The following is an 11,876-nucleotide window of genomic DNA, read 5'->3' as shown; positions in this document are numbered from 1 at the left end:
CGAGCGCAGCAACGAGTAACTGCCAAGGAAGTCGAAGAGGGGTTCCACAGGTTCATCCTCCCACTTCCAGGCCCACCTCGTCCGTGGGCTTAGGTTGAGTCAGCGGCGCGTGAGCATGCGAGATTCTTACGCTCAACCCGTTTATTGATAAGCCAACCTGTATCACTCGATAGGCTCCTTCCTGACCAGCTTTTCCCTTTGGAAGGACACACATTGCCAATCAAGAATGACCACACCGACGTGGCATCCGGCACCGAATCCACTCAGCCCCTCAACGTCGTCGTTGCGGGTTCCACCAGTGCCGCGGGGCAAGCGGTGGTCGCCTCGCTGGTTGCCGCGGGAGCCCGTGTAGCCGCCGTCGATCTTGACGCTGCCCGCCTTGAAGCACTCGCTGCCTCCCACGACGGTGTGGTGCCGTACACCTGCAACCTTTCGGACCCGGCATCGGTCGAAGCCCTGGCAGATTCCGTCAGGAGCGAGTTTGGATCTGTGGATGGTCTTATCCACCTTGTGGGCGGATGGCGTGGCGGCGAAGGAATCGTTGGCCAGAAGGACGAGGACTGGGACGTCCTGCACACCAGCATCATGACGACGCTCCGGAACACTTCGCGCGCGTTCTACTCTGACTTGGAAGCATCGCCGCGTGGGCGCTTGGCCATCGTCTCGGCTGTCGCTGCCGCCAAGCCCACAGCATCCGGCGCCAGCTACGCTGCAATTAAGGCAGCTTCCGAGGCTTGGGTCCTTGGTGTCGCAGATGGCTTCGAGGCAGCCCAGTCCGGCCACAAGACTGAGCCCAAGGAACAGACATCGGCCGCAGTTGTGTTCGTGGTTAAGGCGCTGCTGGACGACGCCATGAAGGTAGCGGCTCCGCACCGCAAGTTCCCGGGCTACACCCACGTCAACGAGCTTGGCGACCACGTCTCTGCGCTCTTCTCGACCCCGGCTTCCCACCTCAACGGAGCCCGCCAGCACCTTAGCTAAGGCCCGACGTCGTACCCTGTCGCTAGCATGTCCGTATGGACCAGCGACTGCATTTCATCACATTTGCCACCGCAGATCTCGATCGAGCCCGTTCGTTCTACAAGGACGGGCTCGGTTGGGATCCGCTGATGGACGTTCCCGGGGAGATCATCTTCTTCCAAGTCGGTCCGGGCTTGATGCTTGGTCTGTTCGATGCTGAAAAGTTCAACCAAGACCTCAACAGCGATATTTCGACCAGCAGCACAGTTTCGACGAGCAGCGTCAGCGGCGTGACGCTTTCGCATAACGTCGATAGTGCGGCCGAAGTGTCCAGCACCATCGACAAACTGGTATCTGCCGGGGCAACCGTGGTGAAGCCCGCCCAGGCTAGTGCTTTCGGGGGCATATTCCACGGCCATGTCAAGGATCCGAACGGCATCGTCTGGGAGATCGCGCACAACCCGGGCTGGAGAATCGACGACGACGGCACGGTGGTTTTCGGATGAGTGTCTTCCCGCCCACCTTCGCTGAAGATGTCATCAACCACGACGTCCGGTCCCAGTTCGATGCATTCCTTGACGAGCACCGTCGTGCACTTTACGAGTCGCTGGACGGGTTAACGGAAGAGCAAGCACGGCGCTCGTTGGTCCCGTCGCGAACAACGCTTTTAGGGTTGCTGAAGCACGCCACGTTCGTGGAAAAGGTGTGGTTCGATGAGGCCATCTCATGCCGGTCCCGGAGCGAGATCGGCATCCCCGCCACGCCTGACGAGTCGTTTATTCTCGAGGACACCGACACGATCGCAAGTATTCAGCAGGCACATCGCGAAGCGTACGAGGCTTCGCGCCTGGCTGCTTCGGCTTTAGGGCTGGACGAGCTCGTGCTCGGAAATCGACGTGGCCCGCTCCCCCTCCGCTGGGTGTATCTGCACATGCTGCGCGAGCTCGCACAGCACTGCGGCCACGCGGACATTCTGCGGGAGCAAGTCACCAGCAGATAGCCGCTATTTCCCGCGTTTCCTGGTCCCCAATGAGAGGGAGCTAATAATGTCAGACCCTGGTGAGAGGGTTTATTCATGGGAAGCATTGGGGAGATTCTGGCGCGGCGGGCAGCAGTGACTGGCGCCACGTTGCGCCCCCGACGCGTTCCCCTCGGAAGCCACTCCGGTGCTGCCCACGGGCAGGACGGCTTTGAAAGCCCGACGGCGGCAGTCACCGGTTCGGACAGCCCACGGGCCATGGCGCTGCTTCGCGGCATCAAACCACTGCCCGTCCCCGAGCCCGATGAAACGGACCGTGACGCTTTCCCCGGACTCGGCGTTTCCCACGGGCTTGAGGACGCGCGGGGAATTGAGGGTGCGCGGGGAATTGATGGTTCTCTGGGACTTGAGGGTGCGCGGGGAATTGAGGGAGCGCTGGCTGACAGTGTTGAGGCGTTGGAAGGCCTGCGTTCCTGCACCGTTGCCGGTGCCCTGTCGTTCGGGTTTGCCGAAGCTGCGGGGTTCGCCGGGCGGGTGGAGGAGATCTCCCGCACCGTGGAATACCTGCAGGTCATCGCGGCGCACGCCGTGGAACGGACCCGTACCCAAGCCCAGCAGGCACGGCCCTCCTCCGCGGCGGGCACGGGATGGCAGACAGGCTGGACCGACCCCGCAACCACAGACTGCGGAACCACAGACCCTGCGGCCCCGGCACCAGGACCAAACCCCGCCACCGCCCCCGCCACGGCTGCAGGGTCTGCTGCTGTCGGTGGATCCGCTGCTGCTGGTTTCGATGCTGCTGGAGGTTTCGCCACGGCTGCAGGTTTCGATGCTGCCGGTGGATCCACTCCTGCTGGGTTCGGTGGTGTTGCTGCGGCGGACGCTGCCGCGGTGGCCGATGATGGTTACCGGGACGCCGCGCAGTTCCTGCGGGCCCGCCTGCGGATCGGCATCAGCGAAGCCCGGCGCCGGCTCGCCCTGGCCTCCGAGGTCCTCCCCCGGACCGGAATCGCCGGCCAACACATCCCGGCCCGCCGCGAAATCCTGGCCCAAGCCCTCGAATCCACGCAAATACCCACCCGGTCCGCGAGCATCATCAGCGCCGCCCTGGACAAAGTCCGGCTCCTCACCGACGAAGAAACCCTCACCCGGATGGAACACGCCCTCACCGCCACGGCCATTGAATCCGACCCCGACTTCGTCCTGAAAATGACCAAACGCTGGAACGACCTCATCGACCAAGACGGCCCGGAACCCAGCGAAGAAATCCTCCGCCAACTCCAAGGCACCTTCATCCGCAAACCCCGCCACGGACTGCACCATCTGGAAATCTTCGCCACCACCGAACAATACGAAACACTCACCACCGCCATGAACACCGCCGCCAACCCCCGCCTCACCACCGCACACAACCCAGCCACCGGCGAGGGCAACGCCACCGGGGAAAGCAACGAGAGCACTGACGGGAACGGCGACAGCAACGAGAGCACTGACGGGAACGGGGGCGGGAACAACAACAGCGGGAACAATCCAGCGGGTCCGGAGCTGGACCGGCGTTCCCGGGCCCAGAAACTCCTCGACGGACTCGTCGGAGCCTGCGCCGTGGCGATGACCACCGGGAAACTGCCAGCCAACGGCGGACTCCGTCCCCAAGTCATGGTCACCATCAACCACCACGACCTCTTCCAACAACTCACCCGCACCGCACTGGCCCCAAGCGCAGCCACCCCAGCCGGTGCAGCGACCACCACGCCACCCGGCTCAGCAGACGCAGCCACTGGACCTGGCCCGCACCACTCCCGGCCCAGCTCCGGCACCGCCACCCCAGCCGGTGCAGCCCCCACGCCGCCCGGCACGGCCGCCACCCGGACCACAGGGACCGGACCTGGCCCGCACCGCTCCCGGCTCAGCTCCGGCGCCGCCACCTTCGCCGGCCCGATCCACCCCAACACCATCCGCAAAATCGCCTGCGACGCCGACATCCTCCCCGTCCTGCTCGGAACCGACTCCCGCATCCTGGACATCGGCCGCACCACCCGGATCTTCCCACCCCACATCCGCAAAGCCATCACCGCCCGCGACCAAGGCTGCGCCTTCCCCGACTGCACCATGCCCGCCCCCTGGTGCGAAGCCCACCACATCACCTACTGGTCACACGGCGGCACCACCTCCACCGACAACGGCACCCTGCTCTGCAGCCACCACCACCACCTCATCCACAAAGAAAACTGGACCATCACCACCACCACAGGCGTGCCCTGGTTCACCCCACCCCCACACATCGACCCCCACCAAACACCACGACGCAACCACCACCACACACCCCTCAGAACATAAAAGTGCCTCAGACAGGGAAAGGTCATGATGGGGGTATCGAATGCTGCCTATTCGGCTGTCGCGAACTTGGCCTCAACAAACTTGAGGAGCGGACGGGAGTTCATGCAGACCAGATAGACCAGCAAGCCCGCAACAAACAGGATCAGCCAAGCAGTAGTGGCCATCAGCACGAATCCTGAAATAAAAATGATTCCGGCGCTGCCCAGGGACACCCGCCGCTGCGCACCCAGGGTGTAAAGGGAGAGCCGATAGATGTCGCTGCTACGGAAGGCGAACCGGGACAACAGGAGCAAAGCATTTACCGCAGCGGTAGCCACTAAGACTCCGACGCCCAACAACCCTATCCGGGCAGCGATCTGCACTGGGCTGGTTCCTGGGCCAGATCCCAGGTTCCCGGGCAGGACACTCAGGTTGAAAGCAATGACCGCAAGGAGCGCGAGGTACGGAAGCCAAACCACCAACGCCTGGCCAAAGTTACTGCGGTACGACTTCATAAAGTCGTGGAAAACTCCGGTGTCCTCGTGTGCAAGCAGCCTGTTGAAGGCGTAACAGGCAGCCACGAATGAAGGGCCTGCCAGGATCAGGGAAATCAACGCCAACGGCCCAATGACGCCAACCAGCACCGGAGTGAGCACCAGCAGCGCATTGACGAGAACCAGCAAAGCATCGCCAACCATGATGCCGTACACAGTTCCAGCTGCCTTGAACAAGGTCCCGGATCCAAACTCAGCTTTCGTGGCTGCCATCAGGACTACTTCTTGTCCGCGTAGGCCTTGTATGCCTTGTTTGCGAGTTCGACGTACTTGCTCTGCCCCTTGCTGTCGAGCTCTTTGACGTACGCACCAAACTCGCTTACAGCACGCTGCCCGGTGATGAACTTGAGAGTGTTCTGCTTGACGTGGTCCTTGAGAGGGGTGAGCGCCAGCGTGGCCTGCTCACGATCGACGTCGTTGAAGGGCACAGGCGGTGCAACCGGGCGTGGCTTTTTGGATTTCATGGCCTCTTGGAACGCCAATTCCTCGTCGTTGAATGTGGAGTGCAGGAGTTCCGTCGAGCCGCCGTAGGCGAAGTTTCCTCCAGAGAATCCGTAGTCCACCCGCAGGTCCTTGGTGCCTGCGGGATTGAGACCCTGGAAGTTGATATCGGCTGCCAGCTTCCGTTTGCCGCCTTCCTTGGTAAAGGTTGTTCCCTCAACGCCCCACTTGCTGAATTCCTGGCCTGCATCGCTGTAGAACAACCAGTCGATGTATTGGATGAGAGCCACAAAGCTGTCCTTGTCTTTGACGGACGAGTTCAGCATGATGCCGTTTTCCAAGCGTGTGCCACCGAGGACGTCGCCTGCAGGGCCTCCCGGAACCGTGATCTTGCCGATCTCGAAGTTCCCCGTGCCCAGCGACTGTTCCATGGAGGTGCGGTAGGTAATGACATTCTGCGAATTGGCACTGATCACGAACGACTTACCGGAAACGAACTTTTGGATGGCAGAGTCGTCGGTTTGGGTGAAGCTCTCAGGATCCATCAGTCCTTCAGAAACCAGGGAGTTGAAGTAGGTCACGAGGTCCTTGAACTTCTCTGATCCTGCAGCAAAGCCGAACTCCTTCTTGTCCTGATCGAACAGGAGCCCATCCACCAGGCCCCAACCCGCGGCCGTGCCAAAGGTTGGTGCCGCGATGTTCAGCACACTGTCGCCTTTGAACCTGTCTGAGAAAGGCACGACGTCGGGATACGTCTTCTTGAGCGACCGCAGCACTTCACGGAACTCATCCCACGTCGTGGGCTCAGCCAGGCCTTCCTTCTTCAGTACGTCCTTACGGAAGCACAGAGAATAATCCGGCCACAGTTCCTCGTGCAGTCCGGGAAGAACGTAGTACTTGCCGTCTTCCTGGGTGAGGGCTTCGATCTCTGGTTCGAGCTTCCACTTCTTGACCTTCTCTTGGAAGTGCGGCATGAGTTCCACGTAATCGCTAACTGGCAGCACAGCCCCGGCAGATACAAAAGCGGCTTCCTGCCCGGGATAGGTCTTGGCGATGATCTCCGGAGCGCTGCCGGAACTGATGAGAAGGCTGCGTTTCTGCTCGTAATCACTGTTGGGAACGATGGTTGGTTCCAGCGTGACGTTGTTGTCGCTGGCCATCTTGGTGAAGAGCAGCCAGTCCTTCTTGTACGGATAGGTTGGCTGGTCGGAGAACAGGAAGGTGAAGGACAAGGGCGTCGTCGCCTTGAATGTGTCACCTACCTTGAAGCTATCCATCGCACCATTGCGGGACTTGGACGTATCAACCTTCTCAGCGGCTTCAGAGTCGCAGCTGGTCATCATCAACCCGATGGTGACAACGGAGGCGAGGCCCAGAAAGTCTCTTCTGCGGAACTCTCGTTTGGCGATCATTGGATGTCCTTTCATAAGGGTTATTCCTTGACGGAACCGAGCATCACGCCCGAGAAGAAGTACTTCTGGACGAAGGGGTAGACACAAAGGATGGGAATGACGGTCAGCACGATGGTGACCGACTGGATGTTGGCCGCGATTTGGCCCACGTTTTCCGCGGTCCCGCCGGCGGAGCCTGCAGTAGTGACTCCAGCGATCATGTTGCGGAGGTAGATGGTGACCGGAAAGAGGTCGGGGTTATCCAGGTACAGGAAGGCCTGGAACCACGAGTTCCAGTTTGCGACCGCGTAGAACAGGACCATGGTGGCCACGATTGCCTTACTCAGTGGGAGCACCACCCGGAAGAGGATGCCGTATTGAGTGAGTCCGTCGATGGACGCCGCTTCTTCCAGCTCACGCGGCATGTTTTCGAAGAAGGACTTCATGATGAGCAGGTTGAACACGCTGATGGCATTCGGCAGGACCACAGCCCAGATTGAATCCCGCATGCCCAGCGAACTGATGAGCACGTAGTTGGGGATCAACCCGCCGTTGAAGAACATGGTGAAGACGGCGAGTCCAATGAAAACACTGCGGCCCTTGAGGTCTTTCTTGGCAATGGCGTAGGCGAATGAGGTGGTCAGCACCATTGAAATCGCGGTAGCCACCACCGTGTACAACAGGGTATTTCCGTAGTTGGTCCAGAACGTGGACTCGGCCAGGATCAGTTTGTACGTCTCGGTGTTGAAGCCCATCGGGAACAGGTTGACCTGCCCTGCGTTGATGAACCCTTCGCTGGAGAACGACTGCGCGATGATGTTCAGGAACGGATAGACCGTTAGGAACACTACGAACAGCAGGAACACCAGGTTGAAAGCCCTGAAGATCCGCATTCCAGTGGAAACCCTCATGTCTTTCAGGAGGACACCGCCGGCAGCGCGAGGACGCAGAGAAGGAGCGGACTTGGTTGCTGTCTTGTTCACCACAGGCTCGTTCCTGCGAGGCGCTTGGATATCGCGTTCGCTGAGAGGATCAGCGTGAGGCCGATGACGGATTCAAACATTCCGATCGCCGCCGCATAGCTGAAGTTGCTGGATTCAAGGCCCACCCGGTACAGGTAGGTGGAGATAACGTCTGACGTTGCGTAGTTGAGCGGGTTATAGATGAGCAGGATCTTCTCGAAGCCCACTGCCATGAAAGTGCCGATGTTCAGGATCAGCAGCGTGATGATGGTCGGCCGGATGGCGGGCAGCGTCACGTGCCAGGTCTGTTGCCACCTGTTGGCGCCGTCGATCCTTGCCGCCTCGTACAGTGATTCGTCCACCCGGGTGAGCGCGGCCAGGTAGAGAATCGCTCCCCAGCCCATCGTTTGCCACACCTCTGAGCTGATGTACATCGGCCGGAACCAGCCCGGATCCTGCGTGAAGTTCATTGTGTTGCCGAACAGCGATTCAGCGATCTGGTTCACCGTGCCAGTCATGGAGAAGTTCTGCAGGATCATGCCGGCGATGATCACCACCGACATGAAGTGCGGCAGGTAAGCCACAGTCTGCACGAACTTCTTGAACTTCTGGGATCGAAGCTCATTGAGCATCAGCGCGAAAATGATGGGCATCGGGAAACAGAACACCAACGTCAGGATGCCCAGAACGATCGTGTTCTGGAAGGCCTGCCAGAAGCTGGGGTCGTTGATGAAGAGGGTGATGTATTTGAAACCCACCCATTTCTCGCCGAAGATGCTGCCGCCAGGCTGAAATTGGCGGAAGGCAATGACGTTCCCGGCCATTGGCAAGTACCTGAAAATGAGGAGGTATGCCAGTGGTAGCGCTAACAGTGTGTACAGACGCCAGTCCCGTTTGAGCGCTAGCTTCCAGCTCCCAGGCTTGATGCGCCGCTTTTTCTGCTTACTCGGCTCAGCGCCCGGTACAACCTCGGGTGGAGCGTCCAGCCTCAGTGCCATGGTTTTCCCGCCTTAGCTGTCGATTCTTCAAGGACCGGGACTTCTTCGAGGACCAGGACGCCGTTCGCTGGAAGTTCCACTTCTCCGCGAATCGGCTGTCCACTGATGCGGTCTATCCCGCCGTCGAGCACGTTCACCCGGGATGGCGCATCGTTGTGGTTGAGCACCAGGAGGAAACTTTTGGCGGCGTCGCCTGAACCGCCGGTGCCTGAACCGCCGGCGTCATGACCCAGGTCAGCCGGATTCAAGGCAGTACGACGGCGGACCTGGACTCCCGTAGGCGCCGCTAGTTCCGGTTCCACGCCTGCGCTTCGAAGTTCGTCGTCGAGCAATTGTTTGAGCAGCCCGTCCTCGACGCGGGCCGAAATGTAAACCGCGGTTCCTTGCCCGAAACTGTTGCGCGTGATGGCAGGAGCTCCCGCGAGGCGCCCTGAAGAGTAACTGGCCAAGACGTCCGCCGTCTCGGCGTGCAAGTGCTCTGTCCAGTAACTCGCCGAGGAGGTACCGCCGTCGAGCGTGGAGAGCTTCACCTGTTCACCGTCCCCGGCGAGTGGGTGCATTTCTTCGCTCCACGCGCCCAGCACGTTGCGGAGGGCGCCGGGGTAGCCACCCAAGCGGATTGTGTTGTCCCGGTCCACGATGCCGGAGAGGTAAGAGACCACCAGTCGGCCGCCGTCGGACACGTAGTTTTCGAACTTTTCAGCGGCGGCGTCCGTGAGCAAGTACGAGGCCGGCATGATCACCAGGCTGTACGCGGACAGCTCGCTGTTGGCATTGACGAAGTCCACCGTGATGTTGGCGTCGAACAGCGGGCGGTAGAAACGCAACACTTCCTCGGTGTAGTTCAGGTCCGAGCGCGGCGAGTTGCCCAGCTCCAATGCCCACCAACAGTCCCAATCGAACACAATCGCCACCTTGGCTGCGGACCGTGTGCCCGTGAGGCCGCCCAAGGATTTGAGTTCCTGGCCGAGTTCGCAAACCTCGCGGAAGATGCGGGTGTTCGGGCCAGCGTGGTTCACCATGGCCGAGTGGTAACGCTCGGTTCCACCCTTGGCCTGGCGCCACTGGAAGAAAAGGATCGAATCGGCACCCTGCGCGATGGCCTGGTAAGAGCCGAGCCGCATCTTGCCTGGAAGCTTGGAGACGTTGACGGACCACTGGCTCACAGCGCCAGTCGCTTGCTCCATGACCATCCACGGTTGTCCGTGACGCAAGGAACGCATGAGGTCAAAGTTCAACGCGGCGGCGACGTGTGCATCATCTTCACGGGGATCCGGGTAGATATCCAGAGCTGCGGCATCCTCCTGGGCGGCCCATGCCCAGTAGTCGTTGGTCTTGTAGAAGCGCATGAAATTGGCGACAATCGGCAGGTCCGGGCTGTGGCGCCTGAGGACGTCCCGTTCGGCCTTGAAGTGTTCCAGCATGCTGTCCGAGGTGAAGCGGTGAAAGTCCAGCCGTCGGGAAGGGTTGGACCACGTGCGGGGCTGCGCGGGAACGCGTATCTGGTTCCAGTCCGTGTAGATCTGGCCCCACACGGCAGTGCTCCATGCCTCGTTGAGCTCATCGAGCGATGAGTACTTTCTCCGTAGCCACTGGCGGAACGCCTTCTCAGCCCACGGCCCATACGAGGTAGGCCCGTATTCGTTTCCTACATGCCACATGCGCAGCGCAGGATGCTGTGCGTAGCGCTCCCCCATCTTTTCGGCGAGCGCCAAGGACTTTTCCCTATACACGGGGTGGGAGACGTCAAAGTGTTGGCGGGATCCGAAGCCGAACGTGGTTCCGTCGGGACGTTCCGGCATGATGTCCGGGTACTGCTCCACGAGCCACGCTGGCGGAACGGCATCCGGTGTCGCGAGATCCACGCCGATACCGTGCTGGTGCATCAGATCCATGACGTCGTCCAGCCATTCGAAGTCGAAGACGCCGTCGCTGGTTTCCAGGCGGCTCCAGGAGAAAACAGCGAGGGTTACGAGATTCACCCCGGCCTGCTGCATGAGTTTCGCGTCCTCAAGCCAGACCTCGCGCGGCCATTGCTCCGGGTTGTAATCACCGCCGTAGGCGATGCCGCCCAGTTGTCGATGCAGTTGATGCAGCCGCTTTTCAGCAGCCCGTAAGTCCTCAGGGTCGATGGTCATCTTTGTCCTTCGCTAGGCATTGGTCGCCTGGAAACCACAGTGCGACACAGATCACAGAGAGAAAGTATCGTAAACTTTACGCAATAACAACAGCCCACTACCCGAAACTGGAGAGTAACTTATAGGCTGTTGTTGCAGCCAAAAATTAGGGAATCTCGGACTTTCAAACCTCCATGAAGCCGTAATGCCGCGCAAATAGAAGGCCATAGCTAGTTTTGTTTCCGATGAAAGTAAGAAACTATCGGACTTGACCAGCTCTACTCAGTACTCAACGCCCCAGCGCAGGGTGCAGATGCTCACTCTCAATCGCGACGCGGGCTTGAACTGCCGCCGCTTCGAGGGCATCAAAAACTGGTGCGCCCCGCAGGGTCGCAGCAAGGAAGCCGGCCATGAAGGCATCGCCTGCCCCGTTGGTATCCACCACGTCGGCGGGAACGGCTGGGACCTCATGCTGGGTGCCGTCCGCTTCCAAGGCGACCGCACCTTCCGCCCCGAGTGTGCAGACAGCCAGGCGAGGCCCCCGTGCAAGGCAGGAATGCATGAGCGCCCACGGATCGTCTGTCCTGTCGTCATTCATGAACACCACAGCGGCCGCACGCAGAAAGGGTTCATGGAATGCCGAGGATCCGTCGTAGTCATGAAGGTCCACCCATACAGGCGTCTCGTGGATCTCTTCGCGCTCGAGCAGCATGACGCCAAACTCACTCAGGTCGATAACGGCAAGATCAGCTGCAGCCACCACGGCCGCCGCCGTCGCGAGATCCTCCTCGGCCGGGGCGGACGGCACGGAGACGTAGAGCGATACGCGGCTGCCGTCGTCGGTCATGAGGTTGACGTGGCGCTCAGTTCGGTCGGAGGAAATCTTTTCTACGGTGACGCCGGCGTTGGTCAGTGCGCGCAGGATCTGCCCACCGTCGTCGTCCGCTCCAAGTGGCGAGCACAAACGCACACCGATGCCCAGAGCGGCAAGGTGCACCGCTTTCCCCGCCGACGTTCCGCCGACTGTCTCCCAAGCGCGTCGCGCGAACTGCATGTGCGGGACGGGCTCGGGGAGGTGGTCCAGGAGGATGAGCTGGTTCCACGAGGCCGGGCCGCAGACGGCAACGCTCGGAGTAGCAGGCATGCGACTATCCAAGC

The 11,876-nt window shown here is 60.6% G+C and carries 10 protein-coding genes; 4 read left to right on the top strand and 6 right to left on the bottom strand.

Annotated features, from left to right (window positions below; genetic code table 11):
- Window positions 1-219: 219 nt before the first annotated feature.
- From LDN90_RS05265 to LDN90_RS05250, 4 genes are all read left to right on the top strand, one after another.
- Window positions 220-981 carry an SDR family oxidoreductase gene (locus LDN90_RS05265; protein WP_223949243.1) on the top strand — a complete coding sequence of 254 codons (762 nt, stop codon included), beginning with the start codon at window positions 220-222 and terminating at the stop codon, window positions 979-981.
- 35 nt (window positions 982-1,016) lie between these two features.
- The gene (locus LDN90_RS05260; protein WP_223948226.1) at window positions 1,017-1,466 is read left to right on the top strand and encodes a VOC family protein; all 450 of its coding nucleotides are present in this window, start codon (window positions 1,017-1,019) and stop codon (window positions 1,464-1,466) included.
- Entirely contained in the window at window positions 1,463-1,960 is a 498-nt protein-coding gene (locus LDN90_RS05255; RefSeq protein WP_223948225.1) for a DinB family protein, read from the top strand. The genes LDN90_RS05260 and LDN90_RS05255 overlap by 4 nt, the downstream gene beginning before the upstream one ends.
- A gap of 75 nt (window positions 1,961-2,035) precedes the next feature.
- A complete protein-coding gene (locus LDN90_RS05250; RefSeq protein WP_223948224.1) occupies window positions 2,036-4,276 on the top strand; it encodes an HNH endonuclease signature motif containing protein in 2,241 nt (746 codons plus the stop codon).
- Window positions 4,277-4,323: 47 nt separating this feature from the next.
- On the opposite strand, the gene LDN90_RS05245 is transcribed toward LDN90_RS05250, so the two are convergent.
- The 6 genes from LDN90_RS05245 to LDN90_RS05220 all read right to left on the bottom strand — a co-directional run bounded on the left by LDN90_RS05245 (window position 4,324) and on the right by LDN90_RS05220 (window position 11,862).
- A complete protein-coding gene (locus LDN90_RS05245) occupies window positions 4,324-5,022 on the bottom strand; it encodes a YesL family protein (RefSeq protein ID WP_223948223.1) in 699 nt (232 codons plus the stop codon).
- A gap of 5 nt (window positions 5,023-5,027) precedes the next feature.
- The gene (locus tag LDN90_RS05240) at window positions 5,028-6,677 is read right to left on the bottom strand and encodes an extracellular solute-binding protein (protein ID WP_346347003.1); all 1,650 of its coding nucleotides are present in this window, start codon (window positions 6,675-6,677) and stop codon (window positions 5,028-5,030) included.
- 5 nt (window positions 6,678-6,682) lie between these two features.
- On the bottom strand, window positions 6,683-7,552 hold the full coding sequence (locus tag LDN90_RS05235) for a carbohydrate ABC transporter permease (protein ID WP_223949242.1): 870 nt from the start codon (window positions 7,550-7,552) through the stop codon (window positions 6,683-6,685).
- A gap of 68 nt (window positions 7,553-7,620) precedes the next feature.
- A complete protein-coding gene (locus tag LDN90_RS05230) occupies window positions 7,621-8,601 on the bottom strand; it encodes an ABC transporter permease subunit (protein ID WP_223948221.1) in 981 nt (326 codons plus the stop codon).
- Window positions 8,592-10,739 (bottom strand): beta-galactosidase, encoded by a 2,148-nt coding sequence (locus LDN90_RS05225; protein ID WP_223948220.1) that lies wholly within the window; start codon window positions 10,737-10,739, stop codon window positions 8,592-8,594. The genes LDN90_RS05230 and LDN90_RS05225 overlap by 10 nt, the downstream gene beginning before the upstream one ends.
- 268 nt (window positions 10,740-11,007) lie before the next feature.
- Window positions 11,008-11,862: a PfkB family carbohydrate kinase gene (locus tag LDN90_RS05220; protein WP_223948219.1), complete on the bottom strand. Its 855-nt coding sequence runs from the start codon at window positions 11,860-11,862 to the stop codon at window positions 11,008-11,010.
- Window positions 11,863-11,876 lie beyond the last annotated feature (14 nt).

Source organism: Arthrobacter sp. NtRootA1 (genome assembly GCF_019976975.1).
GTDB classification, from domain to species: Bacteria; Actinomycetota; Actinomycetes; order Actinomycetales; family Micrococcaceae; genus Arthrobacter; species Arthrobacter aromaticivorans.
Note: the sequence above shows the minus strand (reverse complement) of the source record. Positions and strands in the feature narration are given on the sequence as shown.

Excerpts from the sequence above, each read along its gene's own strand:
- LDN90_RS05250 (WP_223948224.1), top strand. The coding sequence starts at position 2,036 with ATGGGAAGCATTGGGGAGATTCTGGCGCGGCGGGCAGCAGTGACTGGC.
- LDN90_RS05260 (WP_223948226.1), top strand. The coding sequence starts at position 1,017 with ATGGACCAGCGACTGCATTTCATCACATTTGCCACCGCAGATCTCGAT.
- LDN90_RS05230 (WP_223948221.1), bottom strand. The coding sequence starts at position 8,601 with ATGGCACTGAGGCTGGACGCTCCACCCGAGGTTGTACCGGGCGCTGAG.
- LDN90_RS05245 (WP_223948223.1), bottom strand. The coding sequence starts at position 5,022 with ATGGCAGCCACGAAAGCTGAGTTTGGATCCGGGACCTTGTTCAAGGCA.
- LDN90_RS05225 (WP_223948220.1), bottom strand. The coding sequence starts at position 10,739 with ATGACCATCGACCCTGAGGACTTACGGGCTGCTGAAAAGCGGCTGCAT.
- LDN90_RS05240 (WP_346347003.1), bottom strand. The coding sequence starts at position 6,677 with ATGAAAGGACATCCAATGATCGCCAAACGAGAGTTCCGCAGAAGAGAC.
- LDN90_RS05255 (WP_223948225.1), top strand. The coding sequence starts at position 1,463 with ATGAGTGTCTTCCCGCCCACCTTCGCTGAAGATGTCATCAACCACGAC.
- LDN90_RS05220 (WP_223948219.1), bottom strand. The coding sequence starts at position 11,862 with ATGCCTGCTACTCCGAGCGTTGCCGTCTGCGGCCCGGCCTCGTGGAAC.
- LDN90_RS05235 (WP_223949242.1), bottom strand. The coding sequence starts at position 7,552 with ATGAGGGTTTCCACTGGAATGCGGATCTTCAGGGCTTTCAACCTGGTG.